The sequence below is a fragment of the Streptomyces argenteolus genome (assembly GCF_042902585.1).
In the GTDB taxonomy this organism is placed as follows: domain Bacteria; phylum Actinomycetota; class Actinomycetes; order Streptomycetales; family Streptomycetaceae; genus Streptomyces; species Streptomyces argenteolus.
In genome coordinates, this window is sequence record NZ_JBIBEG010000010.1 from 196,927 (window position 1) to 222,678 (window position 25,752).

A 25,752-nucleotide genomic window follows, 5' to 3' on the forward strand; every position below is an offset into this window, starting at 1 on the left:
ATTCGCCCCTTACCGTTCATACGATGAGCGTCCCACCGACCACCCCCCGGGGACCGCGCAGGTTCGGCTGGCCGAAGCGGGTCTTCTCGCAGGTCCTGCTGATGCAGCTGGCCATCGTCACCGGTGTCACGGTGCTTGTCACCGGTCTGTTTCTCGCACCGCTCAGTGCCCAGCTCGACGATCAGGCGATGCGCCGTGCTCTGGCCATCGCGCAGAGCACGGCGGCGCAACCGCAGATCGCCGCCTCGCTGCTCAGCACCGAACCACGCCCGGACGGCGCGGTTCAGATCGCGGCGGAACGTATCAGGAGGTCGACCGGCGCCGAGTACGTCGTGATCATGGACCGGCGCGGGGTGCGCTGGTCGCACACGGACGTCTCCCGCATCGGTGACGTCGTCTCGACGGACCCCAGCACCGCCCTCTCCGGCAGGTCGGTGATGGAGATCGACAGCGGGACGCTCGGGCGTTCGGCCCGTGGCAAGGTGCCCCTCCTCGACACGAGGGACCGGGTCGTCGGTGCCGTGTCCGTCGGCATCGCCTACGACAGCGTCCGCGCCCGGCTGCTCGCCGCGATCCCCGGGCTGCTCGCGTACGCCGGCGGGGCACTGGCCGTGGGAGCTCTGGCCGCCTACCTGATCTCTCGGCGCCTTCAGCGCCAGACCCACGACCTGGCGTTCTCCGACATCTCGGCGCTTCTGACCGAGCGCGAGGCGATGCTGCACAGCATCCGCGAAGGCGTCGTCGCGCTCGACGGCGCCGGGCGCATCAGGCTCCTGAACGATGAGGCCCAGCGTCTGCTCGGCCTCGGTCCCGACGCCTCGGGCAAGCAGCTCGACGAGGCCCTGGGCGAGGGCAGGACCGCCGACGTACTGGCCGGGCGGGTGAGCGGAGACGACCTGGTGACCGTCCGGGGCAGCCGGCTGCTGCTCGCCAACCGGATGCCGACCGACGACGGCGGGGCGGTGGCCACCCTGCGCGACCGTACGGAGCTGGAGCACCTCGGGCGCGAACTCGACTCCACCCGAGGTCTGATCGACGCCCTCCGCGCCCAGGACCACGAGCACGCGAACCGGCTGCACACCCTGCTGGGCCTGCTGGAGCTGGAGATGTACGAGGACGCCATGGAGTTCGTCACGGAAGTGGTCGGAGTGCACCGCGCAACGGCCGAGCAGGTCACCGAGAAGGTCCACGACCCTCTGCTCGCCTCCCTCCTGGTCGGCAAGGCGACTGTGGCAGCGGAGCGGGGGGTCGCCCTGCGCATGGCCCCGGAGACACTGCTGCCGGATCGCCTGGTGGACCCTCGCGGCCTGGTGACGGTCCTCGGCAATCTGGTCGACAACGCGATGGACGCGGCAGCGGGATCGGACGAGGCCCGGATCGAGGTCGGTCTGCGAGCAGCAGGCCGCACGGTGGTGCTGCGCGTGCGCGACAGCGGTCCCGGCGTACCGGTCGGCGACCACGAGTCCATCTTCACCGAGGGCTGGACCACGAAGGAACTCCCGGCGCACGGCAAGCGCGGACTGGGACTGCCGCTGGTGCGGCGGTTCGCGGAGCGACAGGGTGGCACCGTCTCCGTAGGGGGCACCCCGGAGGGCGGAGCCGTGTTCACCGTCGTCCTCCCCGAGGCCCTGGGCGAACCGCAGGCACCCCTGGGACCCCCGGGGCCGCCCGGACCGGTCTCCCCGCCCCCGCCGCACGCCCTGCCAGGACCTGAGTCCCGCAGCGAGGCGGAATCCGCAGGCGGCCCGAAGCCTCCGCGCGAGCCGAAGTCTCCGCACGCCGGCGGGAAAGCCCCAGGACGGCCCGAAGGCGCGGCCGAACCGCAGATTCCGCCCGGGCCGGGAGCGGCCGTCGTGCCCGCTCCCGGGGGGACTGCGGCCCCCGTTCACCCGTCTACGACAGGAGATACCCCGTGATCGAGGTTCTCGTCGTGGACGACGACGTCCGAGTGGCGCGGATCAACGCGGCCTACGCCGCCAAGGTGCCCGGATTCCGGGTGGCCGCCATGGCGCACTCCGCCGCCGAAGCTCTCAGCGTGGTCGGAGAGCTGCCCATCGACTTGATCCTGCTCGACCACTACCTGCCGGACCGCAACGGACTGGCCGTGGTGCGTGAACTGCGCGGGCTCGGCCACCACGCCGACGTGATCATGGTGACGGCCGCCCGTGACGTCGCCACCGTGCAGGCGGCGATGCGTCACGGCGCGCTCCAGTACCTCGTGAAGCCGTTCGCCTACGCCGGGCTTCGCACCAAGCTGGAGGCGTACGCCGCGCTGCGCCGTACCTTCGAGGGCGGCGGTGAGGCCGAGCAGACCGAGGTGGACCGGCTGTTCGCCGGCCTGTGGGCCACCGGCGGGTCCGACCTCCCCAAGGGGCATTCGCCGACCACCGCGGAACTGGTCCGCCAGGCCCTTCGCGCGGCCGACGGACCGCTCTCCGCGCAGGAGGTCGCGGAGAGCGCCGGAATGAGCCGGCAGACAGCGCAGCGCTATCTGAAGCTGCTGGAGCGCACGGGGCGGGTGCGGCTGTCCCTGAGGTACGGCGACACGGGCCGCCCGGAGCACCGGTACACCTGGACCACGGGCGCCTGACCTACGGCTGCCCCGCCGGGCCCTTGGCAGCCGTGGGCAGATCATGCCGCCCCCGCTCCGGTGAGGGACCGGACCTCCGTCTCCGCGTGCTTCGCCGCATCCGGCGGCACCGGCGAGGTGATGGTGCCGATCCAGCCGGCGACGAAGCCGGCCGGGATCGACACCAGGCCCGGGTTCTCCAACGGGAAGACGGCGAAGTCCACTCCCGGGAAGAGCGACGCAGGGCTTCCCGAGACGACCGGCGAGAGCACGACGAGCAGCACCGCCGGGATCAGTCCGCCGTAGACCGCCCAGACCGCTCCCCGGGTGGTGAAACGGCGCCAGAACAGCGAATAGAGCAACGCCGGGAGATTGGCCGAAGCGGCGACCGCGAAGGCCAGGCCCACGAGGAACGCGACGTTCAGATTCTGGGCGAGCAGGCCGAGGGCGATGGCCACCACACCGACAGCGGCTGCGGCCACCCTGGCCACTCCGACCTCGCTGCGCTGCTTGGCACCCGGCCGCCGGAACGAGGCGTAGAGGTCATGGGCGACCGAAGCGGAGGAGGCGAGGGTGATCCCGGCGACGACCGCGAGGATGGTGGCGAAGGCGATGGCGGCCACCACGGCGAATAGCAGGGTGCCGCCCGTGGAGCCTTCCCCTCCGCCGAGAACCAGCGCCAGGAGCGGCACAGCCGTGTTCCCCGAGGCATTCGAGGCCCGGACCTCCGCCGAGCCGACCAGGGCCGCCGCTCCGAACCCCAGCACGATGGTCATCAGGTAGAAACAGCCGATCAGCCCGATGGACCAGACGACGGAGCGGCGGGCCGCCCGGGCGGTGGGCACCGTGTAGAAGCGCGACAGGATGTGCGGCAGTCCCGCCGTGCCGAGGACGAGTGCAAGGCCGAGGCTGATGAAGTCGAGGCGCGCCGTCCAGCTCCCGCCGTAGCGGAGCCCGGGCGAGAGGAAGTCACGGCCGTGACCGCTGCGTTCGGCCGCGGAGGTGAGCAAGGCGTTGAAGTCGCCGTGGAAACGTACGAGGACGAGCGCGGTGAGCGCGACCGCGCCGGCCATCAGCAACACTGCCTTGACGATCTGGATCCAGGTGGTGGCCCGCATGCCGCCCAGCGACACATAGATCACCATGAGCGCTCCGACCCCGACCACGGTCCAGGAGCGGGCGGTGTCGCTTGTGCCGCCCAGCAGCAGGGCGACGAGGCTTCCCGCACCGACCATCTGGGCCACGAGGTACAGCACCGAGACCGTGACGGACGACGTTCCCACCGCCGTACGCACGGGGCGCTCCGCCATGCGGGCGGCCACCACGTCGGCGAGGGTGAACCGTCCGCAGTTGCGCACGAGTTCGGCGACGAGAAGCAGGACCACCAGCCAGGCCACGAGGAAGCCGACTGAGTAGAGCATGCCGTCGTAGCCGAAGAGGGCGATCAGGCCCGAGATGCCGAGGAAGGACGCCGCCGACATGTAGTCACCGGCGATGGCGAATCCGTTCTCCATGGGCGAGAACAGCCGCCCACCCGCGTAGAACTCCTCCGCGGACCCCTGCCTGTTCCGGCTCACCCACGTGGTGATTCCGAGCGTCACTGCGATGAACACGCTGAACAGCAACAGCGCCAGCGTCTGATGGTCCCCTCTCACCGGTCGGCCCCTCTGGTCATCTCCTGCGTCTCCCAGCGCAGTTCCAGCGCGGCGCGGTCCCGGTGCAGTCGCGCATGACGCACATAGGCCCAGGTGAGCAGGAACGTGGTAAGGAACTGTCCGAGTCCGGCGACCATGGCCACGTTCACCGCTCCGGCCACGGGACGCGCCATCAGGTCGGGCGCGGTGGTGGCCGCGATGACGTAGGCCAGATACCAGAGCAGGAACGCGGTCGTCGCGGGCGCCACGAACCGCCTGTACCGGCGGCGCACTTCCCGGAAGACCGGGCTGCTCTGCACCTCGAGATAGATCTCGGCCGCGCTCTGCCGGGACCGGTCGGCCGACCGGGGTCGCCCGTCGGCCGCGATGCCTCCCGCACCCTCCGGATCGCCCCATCCGGTGACCGTCGTCTCGTCCCACGGGTCGTCGAGCCGCATCACTGCGGCGTCCGGCCCTGCTTCCTTCTCCACCGACAACTCCCTTGTCCACGAGCCTTTTCGGCCGCGTAGTCAAGAATGGGCAGATCGGGAAGATCCCGGGCACATCATTGGCCTGGCTTCACCATTTCAGGTGACGGGACTGCCTGGCGGCTGCGCGAGCCCACGCCCGTACGCGTAGCGCACGGCCCCTGTGCGGTCCCGCGCCCCCGTCTTGGCGAAGAGGTTGTTGATGTGTGTCTTCACCGTGGCCCGGGAGATGTGCAGCGTGCGCGCGATCTCCGTGTTGGACAGTCCTTCCGCGATGAGGACCAGCACCTCGGCCTCCCTGGGTGTGAGCCCGTCAGGCAACTCGGTGGGGGCGGGCGCTCCCCTCTGCGCCGCCTGCGCGGTGACTCGCTCCAGCAGGCGGCGCTGCACCTTCGGCGAGAGCCCCGCCTCTCCCGACACCACGGCTTGAACGGCCTGGGCGATCTCCTCACCTCGGGCGTCCTTGGTGAGATAGCCCCGCGCTCCTGCCTGCAGGGCGGTGAAGAGCGAATCGTCGTCCGCGAAGGTGGTGAGGATCACCACCTGGGTACCGGGGTGGTCCTTCCGGATCCGGCGTGTGGCCTCTACTCCGTCGCAGCGGGGCATCCGCAGGTCCATCAGCACGACATCAGGTGCCATGTCGGCGACAAGTGCGACCGCTTCATCCCCGTCCCTGGCGGCTCCCACCACCTCGATACCGGGCAGGAGGCCCAGCAGCATCACGATGCCCTCACGCACCACCGCCTGGTCGTCCGCGACGACCACTCGCGCGGTCACGCGGGAACCCTCAGATTCACCACGAACCCTTCCTTCTCCGGCCCTGCTTCCAGGGTCCCGCCGAGCAGTTCGGCACGTTCCCGCATCCCCAGAAGACCGTAACCGGAGCCACTGACAGCGAGTTCGCCGCCCGGGAGGCGGCCACCGGAATCCCGCACCTCCAGAGCCACCATGTCCGTCTCGTACCGCAGGCGGACGAAAACCGACGCACCCGGGGCATGCTTCCGCGCATTGGTGAGCGCCTCCTGTGCCACCCTGCGCACCGTCTGCGACGCCTCCGCGCTCAGCGGCCTCCGCTCCCCGGCGACGGACACCTCGGCAGGCTCGTCCGCCACCAACTGCCGCAGGAAGTCCTCCACCGGGGTCATCTCCCCTCGGAGCGCGGACAGTGCCTGCCGCGTCTCGGCGAGGCCTTCCCGGGCCATCGAGCGCGCCGCAACCACTCTCTCCAGCACCTGGTCCCGGAACTCGGTGGAGGGCTCCCGCTCGATCAGCAGCCGGGCGGCCTCCAGATGAACCAGCTGCGCCGAAAGGCTGTGCGCGAGGACGTCGTGGATCTCTCGGGCGATCCTCGACCTCTCGGCCAGGGCGGCGGTCCCGGCCTCCGCCTTCCGTGCGGCCCGCTCCTGGGCGAGGAGCCGCTGGGAGCTACCGCGCGCCTCGGCGTCCAGCCGCAGCACATACCCGCCCAGGCACAGGCTCCCTGTGGTGATCACGGTGGTCAGCCAGCCGTCGCCCTTGACGACGGCGTAGGCGATGAGCGCCACCGCGGTGAGCGGGACCGCCGCGGAGAGCGGGAGCCGCTCCAGTGCCACGACGGCGCACCCGCACCACAGCGTGATCCCGAGTGCCGCCGCGCCGGCCTCCCTGGTCACGAACGCCACGGTCATCAGCAGGACGAGGATCCCCAGGGACGGCCACAGCCTGTGCTCGCGGGTCGCACGGAAGAACGCTCCGCCCCCGAAGCCGCACCCCACCGCCACCGCCAGGCCGATCGCGATCTGCCAGAGAGCGAATCGCCCGTCCGCGAAGGCGTCCCAGAGGAGGCCGACGAGGACAGCGGTCCAGACGAACCGTGCAATCGTGGCCCGGACCCGGTTCTGGGGCGCTCTGGTCAGAGCCTCTCTGGACGGCCAGCTCGTCCACGTACTCCCGTTCACGCGCGGCCCTTCGGCATGGTCTCTTCGGCGCCCCACGGTATGTCGGCCGGAGCTGCGCCGGCAGGCCCTTCGTGCAGCTCGCGTATGTCGCGGGCTCGCATCGCCAGCACACCGCTGCGGGCCAGCAGCATCGCCGCCAGCGACAGAAGCAGGGCCGCAGACCCTTGGTGCACCCCGAGCAGCAGGGCTCCGCCGGCCAGCAGGACCCGCCCGCCGACCCCGCCCGCCCAGACGAAGGCGGTGGCCTTCGTGGCCCGGCTCCACACGGAGCGATCGGGCTGCAACCACAGCCGGGAGGTCCAGCCCCAGCCCGCACCGGTGACCAGTCCCACGACGATCCCGGCCCCGAGCAGCACGACGGACAGTGCCTCATGGCGCGGATCTATGGTTCCGTCGTCACACAGAGCAACGAGGAGCAGGACGGCCGGGAGGACCCACCACCGCTCGTCGTCGCCGACCCGACGTGCCGAGAGCTGACGCGTGACGACGAGCGCGACCACAGCGACGATCACCAGAACGTTGAAAAGCCCTGACACGGCAGCCTCCGGTTGCGTGAAGATTCGATGTCTTCGACGCTACGGAGGCGGGGAGATCCAGGGATCAGCTCATGGGTTGACCGTGGGTGGAGAAAGGCTCTCCACCCACGGGTGGAGAGTGTCAGACGTCGATGCGCGAGCGGTCCAGCGTGGCGGCCGAGCTGGTGATGAACTCCTTGCGCGGGGCGACCTCGTTGCCCATCAGCAGGTCGAAGACCTGCTCGGAGGACTCCAGGTCGCCGATGTTGATGCGCCGCAGGGTGCGGTGGCGCGGGTCCATCGTCGTCTCCGCGAGCTGGTCGGCATCCATCTCACCGAGGCCCTTGTAGCGCTGGATCGAGTCCTTGATCCGGACGTTCTTACGCTGCAGCTCCAGCAGGGTCTGACGGAGCTCGTTGTCGGAGTAGGTGTAGACGTACTTGTCCTGGCCCTTCTTGGGCTGGACGAGCTCGATCCGGTGCAGCGGGGGCACGGCGGCGAAGACCCGCCCCGCCTCGACCATCGGCCGCATGTACCGCTGGAAGAGGGTGAGCAGAAGCGTACGGATGTGTGAACCGTCGACATCGGCGTCCGTCATCATGATGACCTTGCCGTAGCGCGCGGCGTCGATGTCGAAGGTGCGCCCCGAGCCCGCTCCTATGACCTGGATGATGGCGCCGCACTCGGCGTTCTTGAGCATGTCCGAGACGGACGACTTCTGGACGTTGAGGATCTTCCCCCGGATCGGCAGCAACGCCTGGAACTCGCTGTTGCGGGCCAGCTTCGCGGTGCCTAGGGCGGAGTCGCCCTCGACGATGAAGAGCTCACTGCGCTCCACGTCGTCGCTGCGGCAGTCCGCGAGCTTCGCGGGCAGCGACGAGGACTCGAGCGCGGTCTTGCGCCGCTGCGCGTCCTTGTGCTGACGGGCGGCGATACGGGTGCGGGCAGCGGCCACCGCCTTGTCCAGCACCGCCCTGGCCTGAGCCTTGGCATCACGCTTCGTGGAGGTCAGGAACGCCTTCAGTTCCTTGGCGACCACGTTGGCCACGATCCGGTTGGCCGCCGAGGTGCCCAGCACCTCCTTGGTCTGCCCCTCGAACTGCGGCTCCGCGAGCCGCACCGTGACGACCGCGGTCAGGCCCTCCAGTGCGTCGTCCTTGACGATGTCGTCCTCGGCGACGCGCAGCAGTTTGGCGGAGCGCAGGACCTCGTTCACCGTCCTCGTGAGGGAGCGCTCGAAGCCGGTCACGTGGGTGCCGCCCTTGGGGGTGGCGATGATGTTGACGAAGGACTTGACGTTGGTGTCGTAGCCGGTGCCCCAGCGCAGGGCGATGTCGACGCCCAGCTCCCGGGTGACCTCGGTCGCCGTCATGTGGCCACGGTCGTCGAGGACCGGCACGGTCTCCTTGAACGTGCCCGTCCCGGTCAGGCGCTGGACGTCGCAGACCGCCTTGTCCTGAGCGAGGTACTCACAAAATTCGCTGATCCCGCCGTCGAAGCGGAACGTCTCCTCCGTCTTGCCCTCTCCGTCGATGCCTCGCTCGTCCCGTACGACGATGGTGAGACCGGGGACGAGGAAGGCGGTCTGGCGCGCCCGCTGGTACAGCGTCTCCAGGCTGAGTTTGGCGTCCTTGAGGAAGATCTGGCGATCCGCCCAGTACCTCACCCGGGTACCCGTACGCGTCTTCGGGACGCGCTTTCCCTTGCGGAGGCCGTTGGCGGGGTCGAAGGGGCTGTCCGGGCCCTGCTCGGTGAACATGCCCGGGACACCGCGCCGGAAACTGATGGAGTGGGTCGCGCTGTTGCGGTCGACCTCGACGTCCAGCCGGGCCGAGAGGGCGTTCACCACCGAGGCGCCGACGCCGTGCAGACCGCCGGAGGCGGCGTAGGAGCCACCCCCGAACTTTCCGCCGGCGTGCAGCTTGGTCATGACGACCTCGATGCCGGAGAGCCCCGTCTTGGGCTCCACGTCGACGGGGATGCCTCGGCCGTTGTCACGGACCTCCACGGAACCGTCGTCGTGGAGGATGACCTCGATGTTGTCGCAGTAACCGCCGAGGGCCTCGTCGACCGAGTTGTCGATGATCTCCCAGAGGCAGTGCATGAGTCCGCGGCTGTCGGTGGACCCGATGTACATCCCGGGGCGCTTGCGCACCGCTTCGAGCCCTTCGAGGACGAGAAGGTGCCGCGCGGTGTAGTTGGAGCTGTCCCTGTCTGCGCCGCCTGCTCCGGTCAGCAGCGCAGTGGACGGCACGGAATCGGCGGTCACGCGGTTCGCTCCTCGCTGAATTTCATTTGGGGCCCAGTGGGTAACGGGCTCGGCCTCGGTAGCCGCTGAGAGCCTACCGAGGCCTGGTAGAGCGGTTGTAACGCCACCCAGGGGGAATCCTCATGCTAGTGCAGCCTCGCATACGCGTTCGATCATTCGTTGGAGTGACGTGCACATCACGTTCCCTTCGAGGCATGAACCATTTAGGCTCCGGGCACGTCCTCATGAACAACCGGCAAGCCAGCCGGCGGACCGGCCCACACAAGCAACGCGAAACCGTAGCGCTACGCAATACGGCACATTCGCCGCCAACCGGCAACAGACAGCCATCCCGAGAAGAAGTTTCGAAGAAATGCCACGAGCGGGAACGTTTTCGGCCTGGTTGGATGTTGACCCTGGTACGACAGCTCGTCGAGCTAGAGAAGAGGCGACGTGACTACTGTTCTGACCCCCGCGAGCCCGCTGACCGCAGCAGACCGCTGTGACCGTTGCGGCGCCCAGGCCTATCTGCGCGTCGTCCTGATCAGTGGCGGTGAACTGCTCTTCTGTGCCCACCACGGGCGCAAGTTCGAGCCGGAACTCAAGAAGATCGCCGCGGAAATACAGGATGAGACGGATCGGCTCACTGCCGCGCAGGCCAGTGTTGCCGACGAGGAACACTGACACCTCGCATCCACGACGAGCCATGGGTACGGTCCCGGACCGGCCGACGGGCGGCCTCCCCGCAGGGAAGCCGCCCGTTCTCATACCCTCCGGCTCGTACGCGGCTCAGTTCCGGTCGGCCATCCACCGGATCGCCGCGGAGACGCGCGTGTAGACCCCCGGGCTGCCCGGGCTTCCGCATCCGCTGCCCCACGAAACGAGCCCGACAAGGCGCCCACGGGCCACCAGCGGGCCTCCACTGTCCCCCTGGCACGCATCCCGCCCTCCGGCGGGGTCACCGGCGCAGAGCATGGACGACGCGTCGTACGCGCCCTGTGAGCCGCCGGGGTAGGCGTGCGCGCACTCGGTGTCCGGGAGCACGCGCACCGTGGTGGCGCGCAGCCCGGACGCGTAGGCACCGTAGCCCGTCGTGTCGCCCCATCCGTACACCGTGGCAGCCGTCCCCGGCTCGTATGCCGTGCTGCCGGCCCCCGCCATGGGGATGACGCTGTTCGCGGGCAGCGCCCGTGACAGGGTGAGCACCGCGAGGTCGGCGGCGTTCGTGTGCGGGTCGTAGCCCGGATTGACCCATGCCGAGCGCACGGGAATCTCCTGACCGCCCGGGCCACTCAGTTCGTCCCGTCCGGCGATGACGCGCAGATCGCGGACCTCCGAGACGTCGGTCCCCAGTACGTCCTCCCTGAGGCAGTGCGCGGCCGTCAGCACCTTGGTGGGCCCGACGGCCACTCCCCCGCAGAACTGTCCGCCACGGGTTCCTCCGAACCGGTCACGGCTCGACAGCGCCACGGCCCATGGGCTGTCCGCGACGGACACCGGCTTCCCACCGACGATGATGCTGTCCGCGGCAGCGAGCGACGGGGGGCCGACGGGTATCACGGCTGCCGCACCAGCCAGGACGAAGGCTGCGGGAAGGGCGCGGACGGGAAGACGGGGCATGGAGACTCCTGACGCCGAGGTGAACGGTGCCCACTCAGCGTCATCCGGCCCGGTGCGGGCCGCACGCGGACATGGGCGGGGCCCGGAACCTCTTCGGGTTCCGGGCCCCGCCCATGTCGTCCTCGATCTAGTCGAGGTAGTCGCGCAGCACCTGCGAACGCGACGGGTGGCGCAGCTTCGACATCGTCTTCGACTCGATCTGGCGGATGCGCTCGCGCGTCACCCCGTAGACCTTGCCGATCTCGTCGAGCGTCTTCGGCTGTCCGTCGGTGAGGCCGAAGCGCATCGAGACCACACCCGCCTCACGCTCGGAGAGCGTGTCGAGCACGGAGTGCAGCTGCTCCTGGAGCAGCGTGAAACTCACCGCGTCGGCCGGTACGACCGCCTCGGAGTCCTCGATCAGGTCACCGAACTCGCTGTCCCCGTCCTCACCCAGCGGGGTGTGGAGGGAGATCGGCTCGCGACCGTACTTCTGGACCTCGATGACCTTCTCAGGGGTCATGTCGAGCTCCTTGGCCAGCTCCTCCGGGGTGGGCTCACGGCCCAGGTCCTGGAGCATCTGGCGCTGCACGCGCGCGAGCTTGTTGATGACCTCGACCATGTGCACCGGGATACGGATGGTGCGCGCCTGGTCGGCCATGGCGCGGGTGATGGCCTGACGGATCCACCAGGTGGCGTACGTGGAGAACTTGTAGCCCTTGGTGTAGTCGAACTTCTCCACCGCGCGGATCAGACCGAGGTTGCCCTCCTGGATGAGGTCCAGGAAGAGCATGCCGCGGCCGGTGTAGCGCTTGGCCAGCGAGACCACGAGACGGAGGTTGGCCTCCAGCAGGTGGTTCTTGGCCCGGCGGCCGTCCTCGGCGATGATCTCCAGCTCGCGCTTGAGCTTCGGCGCGAGCTTGTCGGCGTTGGCGAGCTTGTCCTCGGCGAAGAGACCGGCCTCGATGCGCTTGGCGAGCTCGACCTCCTGCTCGGCGTTGAGGAGGGGAACCTTGCCGATCTGCTTCAGGTAGTCCTTGACCGGGTCGGCGGTGGCGCCGGCGACGGCGACCTGCTGCGCAGGCGCGTCGTCCTCGTCGTCGTCGGAGAGGACGAAGCCCTTGTTCTCGCCCTCACCCTCCTCTTCCTCGCCCTTGCCGGCCTTGACTTCCTCGACAGCCTCGTCACCGTCGAGCAGCTCGTCGTCCTGCTTGCCGGACTTCTTGGCGGCCGTCTTCTTGGCCGCCGTCTTCTTCACGGCGGCCTTCTTGGCAACCGTCTTCTTGGCTGCCGTCTTCTTCGCAGGAGCGGCGACGGCAGCGTCGTCGGCCGCCACATCCGCGCTCTCTGCCGTCGGGGCGGCCGGGGCCGCGACCGTACGGGTCACGGTCGTCTTGGCCGCGACGGTCTTGGTGGCGGTGCGCTTGACCGGGCTCTTCGCTGCGACGCTCTTGCGGGCGCGCTTAGGCGACTCCGCGGCACTGACCATCAGCGTCACACCCTCTTCCTCGAGGATCTGGTTGAGGCTGCGCAGAACATTCTTCCACTGGGTTGGCGGAATCTGGTCAGCCTCGAAGGCCCGACGCACGTCATCGCCGGCGATCTGCCCATCAGCCTTTCCCCGCTCGATGAGCGCCATCACAGACTCGGACTCGGCGATCTCCGGCGGGAGCGTACGGGATGTGCTGGCCGACACGAACAACCTCTCGGAACGATGGAAACGGCTTCCGGCCCGGCCCTGGAGGGGCTGGAACCGACGACCGGCGGCTGGGGATGTCGCCGACGGCGCGGGCTAGGCCTCAGAACTGCACAGCGCACTGCGTGGCTGCTGTATTCCTTCCGCGGCGGTCACCTCTTAGGTCATCGCACTGTTTCGAGGAGTGTTACGCCCAATTCGCGTGGCCCCAGTCACACCCCATTCGCGACAAACCGAACCAGAGGTCACATATCCGTATAACCATGCCGCCGAACCGGGAGGCCCGGCGGCATACGGTCCGCATACCCGGTTGATGGCGCTTCAGTGCTCGCGGGGTGCGGGAACCACCCGTTCCCCGTCCAGGTGACCGAGGAGCAGCTGCCGCATGGCGGCCTCGGCGCCCGCCGCGTCGCCCGACGCCACGGCCTCGACGATCCGCGCGTGATGGCCGAGCGACGCCTCCGCCGGCCGGTCGCAGGCCGTGACGGGCCCACCGGAGACATGGAGGGCCGCGGAGACGATCCCGGAAAGATGCTCGAGCATGCGGTTACCCGCCGCCTGGATCAGCAACGAGTGGAACTCCGCGTCGGCCCGGGAGAACGTGATGGCGTCCCCCTGCCCCATCGCGTGCCCCATGATCTCGATCATGTCGCCGAGACGCTGCTGAATGTCCTCCCGGCCATGTCCCGCTGCCAGCCGGGCGGCCAGCGGCTCGATGGTCCATCGCAGCTCGTCCAGCTCACGGCGCTGGCCCTCGCGCTGCGGCCCGAATGCCCGCCATTCGATGATGTCGGGGTCCAGAAGGTTCCAGTCGCTCACCGGCCGGACACGCGTGCCCACATTGGGCCGGGCACTGACCAGCCCCTTGGCCTCGAGAACGCGCAAGGACTCCCTCACGACGGTGCGGGAAACCTCGAAACGCTGCCCGATCTCCTCAGGAACGAGCGGCCGGTCTGCGCCGAGGTCACCGGAAACGATCATCTGGCCGAGCTGCTGGACCAGTTGGCCATGCAGTCCACGGCCTCGACTGGCGCCGCGCCGGCTCGCCCGCCCCAAGTCGGATTCGGAGCCGCCCCAGGAGCGCAGAGCGGCTCGCTCGCCGGCCGGCGCCTCCGTGTAGGGGTAGCGGTCGAGTTCGCCCGGCCCGGCGAGGCCGGAGTCGGCGGAGCGGGCGGCGGTCATCATGGTGTGCGCAAGGGTACTCACGCAGTCTTTTTCGGCGCGGCTCAGCCACCCCTTGAGGTCTTTGCTGAAAAGCACACGAAAGGGTGATCGGCACCCGCCCTGCAATTGACGCCCTATGGGCGGAAATCATGCATTTTCTGGGGAGTTACTCATCGGGGTTCACCGGCCCCGTTCACCTGGGTCACCAACGCGCCCTGCCACGCAGGCTGGTGAAGACATACGCGCAGATCAGAGCCCCCAGAGACAGGGACAACGCCAACCCCACGGGCTGGGTCAGGACCCGTACGGCGGCCATCGCCCACCGGTCGGCTTCGTTCGGCCACTGCAGCCAGGCGAGTTCACGCAGCCGCTCCGGCAGTCCGGCGATCGAACGGGCGGACGGAACAGCGAGGAGCTTCTGCACCAGCGGTACGACGAGTACGGGCACCGCGAGCACTGCGGCGACCCCGGCCGTGGCGAGCCGGAAGACGCCGGCCGCCAGGAGCCCCGCCCAGGCGCACCCGACGGACAGGCCCGCCCAACTCACAGCCAGCTGCGGGGCATTCGGAGGAATGGCCACCAAGTCCGCCCCGTACACGAGCCGGAGCACTTCGGCATCCGTCAGTACGCAGAACAGAGCGAGCAGCGACGCGACACCCGCGGACACCGCCAGCTTGGCAAGGAGGAGCCCCAGCCGCCGCGGCACCGTTCCCCGCCCGGCCGCGAGGGCCGGGTAGCGGAACTCGTCACCGAACGAGAGGGCACCCAGCAGTCCGGCGGCGAAGGCGGCGGGCGGGAGGGGCAGCAGATCCGGCCAGGCGACCAGAAGATCGGGAAGCGGCGTCCCGCCCGTGCGGGCAAGCACCACGCAGAGACCTGCCGAGACCAGCACAACGGCCGCCATGATCAGGGCGGTTGTCCGCACCCCGAAGAGACGGCGCAGCTCGTACCGCAGGGGACGCAGCGGCCCGCGGGCCGGACGGACGGGGATGGGAGGGGGCAGCTCGGAGATCGCGACGGCCGACGCGGGCCCGGGCGGCACAATCCTGACGGGACCGCTCGGCCTCACTCCGCCCGGAGGGGCGACCGGGCCCGCGTCGCCGATCTCGTCGGCGAGTTGATGCACCGGGACACCGTGGCGGTAGGCCATGTCCCCGACCTCGGCGCAGCTGCTCCCGTACACCGACAGCCTGCTGCCGTCCTCCGCGACCACTTCGACGGAGCGCCGGGCGGCGCGCGCCTCCCGGTTCATCACGGCGGCCAGGCGCGCGGCGTGCGGCGTACGCACCGCGACCCGGGGCCTCAGACGCGTACGGGAGAAGTCGGCGACGCCCTGATCGGCGACGAGGCGCCCTTCGTCGATGGTGACCACACGGTCGGCCGCGCGGGAGGCCTCCTTCGGGTCGCTGGTCGTGTGCAGCACGGTGCCGCCCTCGGCGGCGTGGGCCCGGAGCAGCCCGTGGAGCCAGCTCCGCTCGCGCGGCGAGAGGCCTTCGGCGGGTTCGTCGAGAATGAGCGTGTGGGGATCACCCAGCAGCGCCGAGGCCAGGCCGAGCCGCCGGTCCATGCCCGCCGAGAGGGTACCGATGCGCTGGTCACCGAGCCCTGCGAGGCCCACGACCTCGAGCAGTTCGTCGGCCCTCGACGCGGGGACCCCCGCCGCGGCGCAGAGCATGCGGAGCTGCCCCCGGGCTGTGCGCGCGGGGTGGCCGGGCACGTCCCCGAGCAGCACGCCGACTTCTCGGGCGGGGTGTCCGATGCGGTGCAGTGGGCGGCCCCTGAAATAGGTGACGCCCCTGCCGGCCTCGAGCTCGAGCATCAGGCGGAGAGCCGTGGTCTTGCCGGAGCCAGGAGCGCCGAGCAGCGCGGTGACGCTGCCGGGCGGAGCCTCGAAAGTCAGGTCGTCCACGGCGGGCGGGCCGTCGCGACGGGGGGCGCTGGTGAGTCCGATGGCCTGGAGCATCGCTTCTCTCGCAGAGGGTGTGACCGCTCGGCGGCAGGGTGGAGTACCCCAGCAAGATAACGCGACATTTCAGACTTTTGGTGTACCGATGCCTCTGAGGCGTTCCGCGGGGTCGGCTTCAGGCGCCTCTAGGCGTGTTCGCTCGGCCGACGCATCGTGTCGGCATTCCGGATGCGGGCGGCCCTCAACCCGGGCCGCCCTCTCGGGGCGGTCCTCGTGCCGGGCTGAACCGTCCCGGCGGGCCCGCCCCCGCCGGGCGTTCCACCTCAGGGGCGGGCCTGCCGCGCCGCTGGGACCCGCGAGGTGCGGGCCGTCACACTTCCGGCCGGAGCATCGGAGGGTTGAGCACGGTGGCGGCACCGGCCCGGAAGAGCTGGGCGGGGCGGCCCCCCTGCCGCGTGGTCGTGCCGCCGGACGGGACGAGGAAGCCTGGAGTACCCGTGACCTTGCGGTGGAAGTTCCTCGGGTCCAGGACCACACCCCATACCGCTTCGTACACCCTCCGCAGCTCACCGACCGTGAACTCCGGCGGACAGAAGGCCGTGGCCAGCGAGGAGTACTCGATCTTCGAGCGGGCTCTCTCCACCCCGTCGTCGAGGATCCGCGCGTGGTCGAAAGCCAGAGGTGCGGACTGCTCGCCGTCGCGCCCGAAGTCGCCTCCAGGGCCGAGCAGGTCCCCTACCGGAGCCCAGCGCGCGCTGTTGGCGTCACCCCCCGCTCGCGGGGCCGGAAGGTCGGGCGCCAGCGCGAGGTGCGCGACACTGACGACCCTCATCCGGGGGTCTCGGCCCGGGTCGCCGTAGGTCGCCAGTTGTTCGAGGTGAGCGCCGTTCCCCACAGCGGGGGCAGCGGGATCGTGGGCGCAGAGCCCGGTCTCCTCGACCAGTTCGCGCGCCGCCGCCGCAGCGAGGTCCTCATCTGTGCGGACGAATCCGCCAGGTAGTGCCCACCTGCCCTGGAACGGTGGTTCACCGCGGCGCACCACCAGCGCACACAGTGCGTGACGGCGGACCGTGAGGACAACCAGGTCGACGGTGACGGCGAAGGGCGGAAAGGTCGACGGGTCGTAGGGCGGCATGCCGAAATCATAGTCGTCTCCCTGACGATAAACAGTCCCTTCGCGATGTTGGTTCGCGGCGCGCGGCACCTTTTCCCGTCGGGCCGGGTGGTGTCCGGGGCGCCGCCCGCCGGGCGCCCGGCGGCCCGACCCCGAGCCCGGTTCACCCGGCGCCCTGGTTCAGTTCACGCATCGACGACGCGCACGTTCACTCGAGGACGGCCGGCCCGTTCACCCACGACGCCCGTTCACGCGGCTGCGACGAGCCCCGGCTTCCACACGGCAGACCTTCCCTCAACTGCGGCTCTCGGCGCTTCGGTCCCCGCTGCGCCGGGTCTCCCGTGCCCGGCGCCTGGCTGCGCCTGCGCCCGGGCGAGATGCCTCGCCGCGGACGGGACGCACCGGCGCCCGCCGTGGCCGCCTCGCGGCCCGAAGGCGCGCCGGCGGCTTGTTGCTCGCAGCCTCCGGACGCCCGGCGGCAGGCTCCTGACGTCCGGCAGCGTGCTCCGGGATACCGGTCCCGTACCCCTCGCCGGCTTCGCGCACGTCCCGCTCCCCGCGCAGGCAGCGGCGCAGCGTCTCCGGGTCGAGGCCCTGGTTGCACGCCTGGTGCAGCAACTGCGCGAAGGTGTAGTGCGGGTCGGCGCGCAGGGCGAGACCAAGCGCCACCCTGGCGGCGGACTCGTCGCCGGTGGACCACGAGACCCACCCCGCCAGCGTGAGTGGCGCCGCGGAGTGTTCCACGTAAGGACCGACGCACCGGCGGGCGAGCACCCGCCACAGCCGCAACGCCGTTTTGGCCTCAGGGCCTTCCATCCATTCGGCGGCCCTGTCCCGGGTCTGCCGGTCCTGGAGGCCGAGGATCACGGCTGCGGCCTCGTCCGGGTTGATCAGGGCGTCGTCGGCCGCGTCCGCGTCGGCCGCACGGACGGCCGGGGCGCTCCCGAGCCGTTCCATGAGGACGCGGGCGAGCGACAGCGTCTCGCTCGACACCTCCCCGCGCCCGTCGACGTCGAGGATGCGGGACACCAGGGCGGCCCCCGCCGAGTCGAGAGCCCGCTCCTGCTCGTTCGCCGCCGCGGGCTCCTCCGGTGCGAGCCGTGCCTCCATGTCCCGGAGCGTCCCGCGGACCTGGATCCCGGCGTACGCGGCCGCCGCAGCCATCACTGTGGTGCCCGGCAGGGCCAGCGGGTTCCCCTCGACCGGGCAGCACCGCGCGTCGGGACAGCAGTAGGACCAGTAGCGGCCGTCGGAGATGCAGAGCGCCTCGAGCACAGGGACGTCGAGCGCGCCGCAGGCGGTGCGCAGGAGCTGCGCGAACGGCCTGAGCCGCTCCATGGTCTGCGAGGCGCTCTCCCCTTCCGCCGGATCCTGGCACAGGAACACGACGACGGCGTCGGGCCGCGACTCACGCTGCTCGCTGCCGGCGATGAGGCACTGCGCGAGTTGGTCGGACACCGGCGCCCACTCCTCCGGCGCACCCGGGATGCCCAGCCTGAGGCGGCCGCCGAAACGGCCTCGCCCGCCGTGCAGGGCCACCATGACCACACTGTCGTTCGGATGGAACCCCATCAGGTACGGAAGGGCGTCGGCGAGCTCGGCGGGACCGCGCAGGGTGATCTGCTGTGTGTCGGGCGAGCCGATGGATTCGTGGTGGTTGTTCATGGCATGACCGTCCCGCGAGACGCCGATTTCCGCGACCCCTGTGGATAACTTTGTCCACAGGCGAAGCGGCGCCGTTCGCAGTTGTCACAGGCATCAGGTTGCATGGGGGCATGACCAACGCAGACCGTGCAGCGCTCAGGGCCTCGGCCGACTCCGTACTCGCCCGCCTGGTGGGGGACGCCACGGGCGCCGCCCGGCTGCGCGAGGACCAGTGGCGGGCCATCGAGGCCCTGGTCGCGGACAAGCGCAGAGCACTGGTCGTCCAGCGGACGGGCTGGGGCAAGTCGGCCGTGTACTTCGTCGCCACCTCCCTTCTGCGTGCGCGGGGAAGCGGTCCTACGGTGATCGTCTCGCCCCTCCTCGCCCTGATGCGCAACCAGGTGGCAGCCGCGGCCAGGGCCGGGATCAGCGCACGCACCATCAACTCCTCCAACACCGAGGAGTGGGAAACCGTCCAGGCGGAAGTGGCGGCGGGGGAGGTGGACGTGCTCCTCGTCAGTCCGGAGCGGCTCAACAACCCGGACTTCCGAGACCAGGTGCTGCCTCAGCTGGCCGCGGCGACCGGCCTGCTCGTGGTCGACGAGGCTCACTGCATCTCCGACTGGGGGCATGATTTCCGGCCGGATTACCGACGGCTGCGGACCATGCTCGCCGATCTGCCCGCCGGCGTGCCGGTGCTCGCCACGACAGCCACCGCCAACGCGCGCGTGACGGCGGACGTTGCCGAGCAGCTCGGCACAGGTGCGGGCACGGACGCGCTGGTGCTGCGAGGCGCGCTGGACCGGGAGAGCCTCAGCCTCAGCGTGCTCCAACTGCCCAATGCGGCGCACCGTCTGGCCTGGCTGGGGGATCATCTCGGGGAGCTGCCCGGCTCCGGCATCATCTACACGCTCACGGTCGCGGCCGCCGAGGAGATCACCGCGTATCTCCGCCAGTGCGGATATCCGGTCGCGTCGTACACGGGCAGGACGGAGAACGCTGACAGACAGCAGGCCGAGGACGATCTGCTGGCCAACAGGGTCAAGGCTCTCGTCGCGACATCGGCGCTCGGCATGGGGTTCGACAAGCCCGATCTCGGCTTCGTCGTCCATCTCGGCTCGCCCTCCTCACCCATCGCCTACTACCAGCAGGTCGGCCGTGCGGGCCGTGGCGTGGACCATGCTGAGGTCCTGCTGCTTCCGGGCAAGGAGGACGAGGCCATCTGGCAGTACTTCGCCTCGGTCGCCTTCCCTCCGGAGGAGCAGGTGCGGCGCACCCTCGACGTCCTGGCGCACGCAGGCAGGCCCCTCTCACTGCCCGCCATGGAACCGCTGGTCGACCTCCGGCGCACCCGCCTCGAGACGATGCTCAAGGTGCTGGACGTGGACGGTGCGGTGAAGCGGGTCAAGGGCGGCTGGATCTCCACGGGTGAGCCATGGGTCTACGACTCCGATCGCTACGCATGGGTCGCCCGGCAGCGCGCCGCCGAACAGCAGGCCATGCGTGACTACGCGTCGGGGACCGGATGCCGCATGGAATTCCTCCGGCGCCAACTGGACGACGAGGAGGCCGCCCCCTGCGGACGCTGTGACAACTGCGCCGGCCCGAGATTCGACGACAAGGTCTCCACCGCTGCCCTCGACGGGGCCCGTGGAGAGCTGGGCAGGCCCGGTGTCGAGGTGGAGCCACGCAAGATGTGGCCCACGGGCCTGTCCGCCGTGGGCGTCGATCTCAAGGGCCGCATCCCGGCAGGCGAGACCGCCCGGCCCGGCCGGGCGCTCGGCCGGCTCTCGGACATCGGCTGGGGCAACAGACTCCGTCCTCTCCTCGCGGCGCAGGCCCCGGACGCCCCCGTTCCCGACGACGTGACGAACGCCGTGGTCACGGTGATAAGCGACTGGGCGAAGGGGCCCGGCGGCTGGGCGTCGGGATCCCCGGAGGCCGCCCCGAGGCCGGTGGGGGTCGTCACGGTCGCCTCGCGCCGCAGGCCGCAGCTGGTGCATTCGCTGGGCAGCCGTATCGCGGAGATCGGCCGGATGCCCTTGCTGGGGACGGTCACCTACGCACCCGGCACCAAGGACCTGCGGATCTCGCAGACCAACAGCGCGCAGAGGGTGAAGGCACTGCACGAGGCGCTGGTCGTCGAGCCCGCGCTGGCTGACGCACTCGCCTCCGCGGGAGGGCCCGTCCTGCTCGTCGACGATCTCTCCGACACCGGGTGGACACTCGCCGTCGCGGCACGTCTGCTGCGCCGTGCCGGAGCTGAGGGGGTGTTTCCGCTGGTCCTTGCCGTCCAGGCATGAAAGGTGGCTTCGTCCGGCGCCGAACGGGCAGGGATATACGTACCATTCCGTCCGATTCCCGTCAGCCGCATCAATTGCTCGTTGCCGCCCGCCGGTACGGCAGGAAGAATTGGAGTCGCTCCCCGCACGGTCTTTTCGCGGGCCCGAAAGGGCTGTGCCGCGGCGCGCCCTCACTCGACCCTGCCCGCACCGTGGGCGCGTAGCGAAGGGAGGACCGTGACCTTCGGATTCGCTCCGTCCGCAGCCACATCTCTGTCGGCAACCGCGGGCTCCGTCAACCACGTAGCCAGGATGCTCGAACCGGCCGAGTGGGCCGCGGCCGGGATACCGCTGCTCCGCAGCCCACGTGAAGTCGTCAGCGGTCTCCACGCCCGGCACCGCCCGACCCCTGCCACCGTGGTCGTGGCCGTCCTCGACCACGAGGAACGCCTGACGGCCAGCGCCTCGTTCGCCCGGCGAACCACCGCGGCCACGGACGGATGGGAGTTCCGCAACGCCCTCCTGGCGCACCTGCGCAGGGTGATCCCCCACGACCTGCGCCGCCGTACCCCGGTGCGTACCGCGGTCCTTCTCTACTGCCGGGAGGGCGACGAGCGCTGGACGGAGGAGGACGGCGCCTGGATGTGGGGACTGCGGGACGCGTGCACGCTTCACGGTCTGCGATGCGGGGCCTACATCACCCTGACGCACGGCGGCTGGCAGGTTCTGGGCGAGGGCCGGGGCGGGCGCAGTCCCACGCTGTCGTCCAGGCCTTCGGCACTGGCCGACACCTCGGCCGACCTTGATCCGGTTCCTCTGCGCACCGGTGGCGGAGCGGCCGACGCCCTGCGGCGGACCGCCGCACGCTGAGGAAAACGGACGTGGGCCCCGAGCGTCCCCATGGACGGCCGGGACCCACGCGAGGTACAGCTCAGACGCCGGCGCCGAGCGCCGAGTTGACCTTCTGCGGGTCGCCGCAGACGATCAGCAGCACGCCGGCGCGCTCGCGGGCGTCGGACAGCGCGCGGGCGGACGCCTCGTCGAGGTCGCCGTTGACCGCGACGATGATCACGGAACGCGAGGCGCAGCGGTCGGCGTTCGCCGCGCGGGCGAAGAAGACGTCGTCACCCGCGTCGTGCTGGGCCCAGTACGCGGCCTCCCCGAAGGAGAGTTCGTGCGCGGCCCAAGGGTGCTGCTCACCGGTGGTGAGGACCAGGATGTCGCCGGGCGCCCGTCCGGAGTCGAGCAGCAGGTCGACGGCCTCGTCGGCAGCGTCGACCGCTCCGCTCGCAGGTGCGGGGATCAGCTGGAACTGCGCCGCGGAGCCGGCGTCCGGCAGCTTCCGTGCGGCAGGCGCCGGGGCAACGGCCGGCGCCGGAGCGGCGGGCATCGGGGGTGCGGGATGCGGGCGCTGCGCCGGGGGCGCGGGCCGCGCGGGGCCTCGGCCCGGGTTTCCGGGACGCGGCGTGGCCGCGGAACGCGGGCCAGGTACGGGACGGGGGGTCGGCGCGGTGCGGCCGGCGGCCGGAGTAACGCGGGGACCCTGGGCGCTCTCGGGAATCTGAGGCTCCTCGGGGATGAGAGGCATGAATGGGTTGTCTGTCACGGCCGGCGCGGAAGGCCGGCGGGTGGATGCGCCTGTGCGATCAGAAGTCGAAGCCGAGTTGGCCCCCGCTTTCCAGTGCGGCCGCCTCGGCGGAGAATCGGACCTTCTTCAGGTGCTGCCACCTGGGCAGCGCGTCGAGGTAGGACCAGCTGAGGCGATGGTGGGGCGTAGGCCCCTGTGCCTCCAGCGCGGCCCGGTGGACCGGTGACGGATAGCCCGCGTTCGCGCCGAAGGCGAAGTCTTCGTACTGCCCCGTGTCGGCGCCCAGTTCGGCCATCATCGTGTCCCTGTGGACCTTGGCTATGACCGAGGCCGCGGCGACAGCGATACAGGACTGGTCGCCCTTGATCACCGTACGGACATTCCAGGGCGCTCCCAGGTAGTCGTGCTTCCCGTCGAGGATCACGGCGTCGGGACGCACCGGCAGTGCCTCCAGCGCCCTGACCGCCGCCAGACGGAGCGCTGCCGTCATGCCGAGGTCGTCGATCTCCAGCGGTGAGGCGTGCCCCAACCCGTAGGCCGTGACCCACTTCTCGAGCAACGGGGCGAGTTCCGCCCGGCGCTTGGGGCTGATCAGTTTGGAGTCGGTGAGGCCCTCGGGGGGTCTGCGGAGACCGGTGACGGCCGCGCACACGGTGACGGGGCCGGCCCACGCTCCGCGTCCGACCTCGTCGACACCGGCGACGGTCCTGGCACCGGAGGTAGCGCGCAGTGAGCGCTCGACGGTGTGCGTGGGTGGTTCGTACGGCATGGCGCCTGCCAGGTTACGCCGATGGGCACGGCAAGAACACCCCGGGGCACCGTCCGGCACTCCGGCCCTCGTCCCGCCGTCCGCCGGGACGCTGCGGGCCCCCGCCCGGGGAGATGGGCCGCCGGCTCAGGAGACCGGGGCAGCGCACCGGGAAGCGGGCCGCCACGGCCGGCCACGCCGCTCTCCCGGCGTTCACTGCCGCACATTTCGAGGCCGCCCCCGTTCCGGCGTGGGCCGGGCCGCGCACCGTCGCACCCGACCGGTCGCCGTCACCACGCCGAGCCCGCCGACGTGGTCTCCACACGTACAGCACCCTGGCCGGCGCCCTCAGGCGCCGACCGGCGGCGGAGCTGGGCAGCCCTCTCACGACCATGCCCGGCGGGCCTCCTGACGCACACGCGTCGCATACGCGAACCCGCGCGCTCATGATCGATCCGCCCCTTCCGGACGTGCCCCGGGTGCCCGGGAGTTACCAGGCCCCCGGCACCAGCCGTCAGCACAGCGGCTCCCGAAACGCGGCATGCGAGCAGGCGTTCGGAGGGTCGGACCACGCACGAGCGGAAGGCAAGTCCTGCAACGGCTACGGAGCCGGGGCCGCCCGTCAGGCGGAACCTGGACAGAGAAAGGTCGGATCAGCGGAGAAGCACGGGGGATCAGTACGGGTCGTAGGAGTCCTCCTCCTCGTAACCGTCGCGCTCGTCGGCCTCCCGGCCGACGCCGTAGCAGTCAGCCCCGACCTCCCGCAGGGGGTGCTTCTCCAGGACGTCCCTGGCTTCCCTCTCACCCCAGCTGGAGGCGTACCAGGGGGTGTCCTCGACGGCGAAATCCCGCTGGAAGTTCCTCAGCGCGCAGGACCGCAGTGGCTCCGGCAGCTCGTCCAGGGCGGGCACGGCATCGGCCGAGAGCCCCTTGAGGTACTGGATGTCGATGGTCCTGTCGCTCTGGTACCGCTGGACGTTCTGCTCGGCGATCAGCCCGTCGGGCGACAGCAGCCCGAAGGCGAGCACACCTGCTGCCGCGCTCACCGCGACGGCGCGCGGCAGCATCCTGGCTCCGAACACACCCGCAGCGAGGATGAGCACCAGGACCACACCGAGCCAGAGCTCCACGGCCGCCACCGAGATCCGCAGCCGGGTCAGCCCGAAGGCGTCCACGTACAGGTCCATCCGGCGCAGCGCGGAGGCCACGACCACCAGGGTGAGTACGCACAGGACGCCGAGCACGCCCCGGACCAGCGTGCGGTCACGAGGACCGCCGCGCGGTGCCCAGCGCAGGGCGAGGGCGATGACGAGCAGGGTCAGCACAGTGGCCCAGAGGAGCTGCCAGAAGCCCTGGCGGGCGTACTCGGAGGGCGTCAGTCCGGTCTCCTCCAGCACCTTGTCGTACCCGCCGAGGAGCACGGCCAGCTGGAGGGCGATGAAGGCCGCGAAGAGCAGGTTGAGCACGATCAGCGGCAGGGCCCATTCCGCCCGGCTCCTGGCTTTGCCCGGCCGTACGGTGATGCGGTCCCACCGCACCGGTGCGGCGGCGCTGTGGGCGGCGGCGAGCGCTCCGGCCAGACCGAGCACGAAGAGGAAGACACGCCACGGGCTGTCGCCGACCGACACGTCGGGGGTCAGGCTGCCCAGCAGATCGGCGAAGGCGGCGTCGGCACTGGCGAAGAGCGTGCCGAAGACCACGAGCAGGACGACGGCGACCACCGAGGTGCGCACCGCGGTGCGCACCCGGCCCCTGGAGTCGTCGGCACGGGCGCGCACCCCGTGCCACCCCCAGCGCACCCCGGCCGCGATCGACGGGACCAGCCCCACCGATCCCAGCAGTACCCCTGGCCAGCTGCGGCTGCCGTGCAGCGCGAGCGAGCCGAGGGCCAGAGCGGAGACGACGGCGAGGAAGACCGGCCAGCCCGCGTCGCGCAGTGCGGGGACCGCCAGGAGGGCGAGGCCGCCCACCGCCCACACCGCGGTCCAGGGCCGCAGCCTGCGCCGCGCCCCGCGTGCGGCGAAGTACGCCGCCAGAGCGGCCGGCACGGCCACGACGAGGATGTTGATCCCCAGGCCGTCGCCGAGCAGGAGGGCGCTGAGGAGTGCCGTGGCGAGCACCGACCAGAGGGTCGCCGCATCGATCGCGGGCGGGGCCGGGGGCCGCAGCCGGGAGAGCAGGCCGGACGGTTGGTGCTGCGCCCGTCGCTGCCAGACGTCCGGCGGGGGCGGCGCCTGGAGGTAGGCGGGCACCTTCGGAACCTCCGGCCCGGCGCTCTGCGGCGGCACGGTGGGAGCGGGCGTCCGTGCGGACGCGCTTCCCGCCTTCGCGCGGCCGGGGGCCGCCTCTCCCGCCGAGACGGGAGCCCGAGGGGCCACCTCGGGCCCGGCAACCCCGGTTTCGGAGACCTCGTCGCCGGAAACCTCGGCACCGGACACCTCGGGCTTCGACACGGCGGGCTTCGGCACGTCAGGCGTCGGCCCCTCGGGCTTCGGCCCCCCGGGCTTCGGCGGCTCTGGCTGCTGGCCGGACTGCTGGTCGGACATGGGACCCCTCCCCCACCGGGCTCCGCTCGCACGGCCACATCGCGGCGCAACGGCCCCGGAGTCACTAGGCGCAC

Annotated in this window: 20 protein-coding genes; 5 read left to right on the forward strand and 15 right to left on the reverse strand. The window is 70.8% G+C overall.

What is annotated here, in order from left to right; all coding sequences use genetic code 11:
• Positions 1–23 precede the first annotated feature (23 nt).
• Both ACFY8O_RS29510 and ACFY8O_RS29515 read left to right on the forward strand, forming a co-directional pair.
• Positions 24–1,916, forward strand: coding sequence for a sensor histidine kinase (locus ACFY8O_RS29510; RefSeq protein ID WP_449341832.1), 1,893 nt, complete (start codon positions 24–26; stop codon positions 1,914–1,916).
• Positions 1,913–2,590: a DUF7342 family protein gene (locus ACFY8O_RS29515; RefSeq protein ID WP_387907665.1), complete on the forward strand. Its 678-nt coding sequence runs from the start codon at positions 1,913–1,915 to the stop codon at positions 2,588–2,590. Before ACFY8O_RS29510 ends, ACFY8O_RS29515 begins: the two co-directional genes overlap by 4 nt.
• 41 nt (positions 2,591–2,631) lie before the next feature.
• On the opposite strand, the gene ACFY8O_RS29520 is transcribed toward ACFY8O_RS29515, so the two are convergent.
• The 6 genes from ACFY8O_RS29520 to ACFY8O_RS29545 form a co-directional block, all read right to left on the reverse strand.
• Positions 2,632–4,224, reverse strand: a complete 1,593-nt coding sequence (locus tag ACFY8O_RS29520; RefSeq protein ID WP_387907668.1) for a solute symporter family protein — start codon at positions 4,222–4,224, stop codon at positions 2,632–2,634.
• Positions 4,221–4,661, reverse strand: coding sequence for a DUF485 domain-containing protein (locus ACFY8O_RS29525; RefSeq protein ID WP_387907814.1), 441 nt, complete (start codon positions 4,659–4,661; stop codon positions 4,221–4,223). Before ACFY8O_RS29525 ends, ACFY8O_RS29520 begins: the two co-directional genes overlap by 4 nt.
• 129 nt (positions 4,662–4,790) lie before the next feature.
• On the reverse strand, positions 4,791–5,468 hold the full coding sequence (locus ACFY8O_RS29530; RefSeq protein ID WP_387907670.1) for a response regulator: 678 nt from the start codon (positions 5,466–5,468) through the stop codon (positions 4,791–4,793).
• Positions 5,465–6,628, reverse strand: coding sequence for a sensor histidine kinase (locus ACFY8O_RS29535; protein ID WP_387907671.1), 1,164 nt, complete (start codon positions 6,626–6,628; stop codon positions 5,465–5,467). Before ACFY8O_RS29535 ends, ACFY8O_RS29530 begins: the two co-directional genes overlap by 4 nt.
• Entirely contained in the window at positions 6,625–7,164 is a 540-nt protein-coding gene (locus tag ACFY8O_RS29540) for a DUF1453 domain-containing protein (protein ID WP_387907674.1), read from the reverse strand. Before ACFY8O_RS29540 ends, ACFY8O_RS29535 begins: the two co-directional genes overlap by 4 nt.
• 121 nt (positions 7,165–7,285) lie before the next feature.
• Positions 7,286–9,412, reverse strand: coding sequence for a DNA gyrase/topoisomerase IV subunit B (locus tag ACFY8O_RS29545; protein WP_145808702.1), 2,127 nt, complete (start codon positions 9,410–9,412; stop codon positions 7,286–7,288).
• A gap of 432 nt (positions 9,413–9,844) precedes the next feature.
• Here ACFY8O_RS29545 and ACFY8O_RS29550 point away from each other — a divergent pair, with 432 nt between their 5' ends.
• Positions 9,845–10,075, forward strand: a complete 231-nt coding sequence (locus ACFY8O_RS29550) for a DUF7455 domain-containing protein (RefSeq protein ID WP_387907676.1) — start codon at positions 9,845–9,847, stop codon at positions 10,073–10,075.
• Positions 10,076–10,180: 105 nt separating this feature from the next.
• On the opposite strand, the gene ACFY8O_RS29555 is transcribed toward ACFY8O_RS29550, so the two are convergent.
• The 6 genes from ACFY8O_RS29555 to ACFY8O_RS29580 form a co-directional block, all read right to left on the reverse strand.
• Positions 10,181–11,011 (reverse strand): S1 family peptidase, encoded by an 831-nt coding sequence (locus ACFY8O_RS29555; RefSeq protein WP_387907678.1) that lies wholly within the window; start codon positions 11,009–11,011, stop codon positions 10,181–10,183.
• A gap of 127 nt (positions 11,012–11,138) precedes the next feature.
• A complete protein-coding gene (locus ACFY8O_RS29560) occupies positions 11,139–12,686 on the reverse strand; it encodes an RNA polymerase sigma factor (protein WP_387907680.1) in 1,548 nt (515 codons plus the stop codon).
• 321 nt (positions 12,687–13,007) lie between these two features.
• Complete coding sequence (locus tag ACFY8O_RS29565) at positions 13,008–13,871, reverse strand: FadR/GntR family transcriptional regulator (RefSeq protein WP_387907816.1); 864 nt, start codon at positions 13,869–13,871, stop codon at positions 13,008–13,010.
• Between the two features lie 181 nt (positions 13,872–14,052).
• Positions 14,053–15,813: an ABC transporter ATP-binding protein gene (locus ACFY8O_RS29570; protein ID WP_387907682.1), complete on the reverse strand. Its 1,761-nt coding sequence runs from the start codon at positions 15,811–15,813 to the stop codon at positions 14,053–14,055.
• Between the two features lie 313 nt (positions 15,814–16,126).
• Positions 16,127–16,891 (reverse strand): NUDIX hydrolase, encoded by a 765-nt coding sequence (locus ACFY8O_RS29575; RefSeq protein WP_387907685.1) that lies wholly within the window; start codon positions 16,889–16,891, stop codon positions 16,127–16,129.
• 273 nt (positions 16,892–17,164) lie between these two features.
• On the reverse strand, positions 17,165–18,535 hold the full coding sequence (locus tag ACFY8O_RS29580) for a DUF4192 domain-containing protein (protein WP_387907686.1): 1,371 nt from the start codon (positions 18,533–18,535) through the stop codon (positions 17,165–17,167).
• 110 nt (positions 18,536–18,645) lie between these two features.
• On the opposite strand from ACFY8O_RS29580, the gene ACFY8O_RS29585 reads away from it, so the two are divergent.
• Both ACFY8O_RS29585 and ACFY8O_RS29590 read left to right on the forward strand, forming a co-directional pair.
• On the forward strand, positions 18,646–20,817 hold the full coding sequence (locus ACFY8O_RS29585) for a RecQ family ATP-dependent DNA helicase (protein WP_387907689.1): 2,172 nt from the start codon (positions 18,646–18,648) through the stop codon (positions 20,815–20,817).
• 216 nt (positions 20,818–21,033) lie between these two features.
• Positions 21,034–21,666 (forward strand): hypothetical protein, encoded by a 633-nt coding sequence (locus ACFY8O_RS29590; protein WP_387907692.1) that lies wholly within the window; start codon positions 21,034–21,036, stop codon positions 21,664–21,666.
• Positions 21,667–21,727: 61 nt separating this feature from the next.
• Here the strand turns inward: ACFY8O_RS29590 and ACFY8O_RS29595 are convergent, their stop codons facing one another.
• From ACFY8O_RS29595 to ACFY8O_RS29605, 3 genes are all read right to left on the reverse strand, one after another.
• Positions 21,728–22,384, reverse strand: coding sequence for a hypothetical protein (locus tag ACFY8O_RS29595; RefSeq protein ID WP_387907694.1), 657 nt, complete (start codon positions 22,382–22,384; stop codon positions 21,728–21,730).
• A 58-nt stretch (positions 22,385–22,442) separates the two neighbouring features.
• The gene (locus ACFY8O_RS29600) at positions 22,443–23,153 is read right to left on the reverse strand and encodes a ribonuclease HII (RefSeq protein WP_387907696.1); all 711 of its coding nucleotides are present in this window, start codon (positions 23,151–23,153) and stop codon (positions 22,443–22,445) included.
• 653 nt (positions 23,154–23,806) lie between these two features.
• Positions 23,807–25,678 (reverse strand): DUF4153 domain-containing protein, encoded by a 1,872-nt coding sequence (locus tag ACFY8O_RS29605; protein ID WP_387907699.1) that lies wholly within the window; start codon positions 25,676–25,678, stop codon positions 23,807–23,809.
• Between the last annotated feature and the right edge of the window lie 74 nt (positions 25,679–25,752).

Coding starts and splice junctions, on each gene's coding strand:
- ACFY8O_RS29555 (WP_387907678.1), bottom strand. CDS start 11,011: ATGCCCCGTCTTCCCGTCCGCGCCCTTCCCGCAGCCTTCGTCCTGGCT.
- ACFY8O_RS29605 (WP_387907699.1), bottom strand. CDS start 25,678: ATGTCCGACCAGCAGTCCGGCCAGCAGCCAGAGCCGCCGAAGCCCGGG.
- ACFY8O_RS29510 (WP_449341832.1), top strand. CDS start 24: ATGAGCGTCCCACCGACCACCCCCCGGGGACCGCGCAGGTTCGGCTGG.
- ACFY8O_RS29585 (WP_387907689.1), top strand. CDS start 18,646: ATGACCAACGCAGACCGTGCAGCGCTCAGGGCCTCGGCCGACTCCGTA.
- ACFY8O_RS29575 (WP_387907685.1), bottom strand. CDS start 16,891: ATGCCGCCCTACGACCCGTCGACCTTTCCGCCCTTCGCCGTCACCGTC.
- ACFY8O_RS29600 (WP_387907696.1), bottom strand. CDS start 23,153: ATGCCGTACGAACCACCCACGCACACCGTCGAGCGCTCACTGCGCGCT.
- ACFY8O_RS29525 (WP_387907814.1), bottom strand. CDS start 4,661: ATGCGGCTCGACGACCCGTGGGACGAGACGACGGTCACCGGATGGGGC.
- ACFY8O_RS29565 (WP_387907816.1), bottom strand. CDS start 13,871: ATGATGACCGCCGCCCGCTCCGCCGACTCCGGCCTCGCCGGGCCGGGC.
- ACFY8O_RS29580 (WP_387907686.1), bottom strand. CDS start 18,535: ATGAACAACCACCACGAATCCATCGGCTCGCCCGACACACAGCAGATC.
- ACFY8O_RS29570 (WP_387907682.1), bottom strand. CDS start 15,813: ATGCTCCAGGCCATCGGACTCACCAGCGCCCCCCGTCGCGACGGCCCG.
- ACFY8O_RS29595 (WP_387907694.1), bottom strand. CDS start 22,384: ATGCCTCTCATCCCCGAGGAGCCTCAGATTCCCGAGAGCGCCCAGGGT.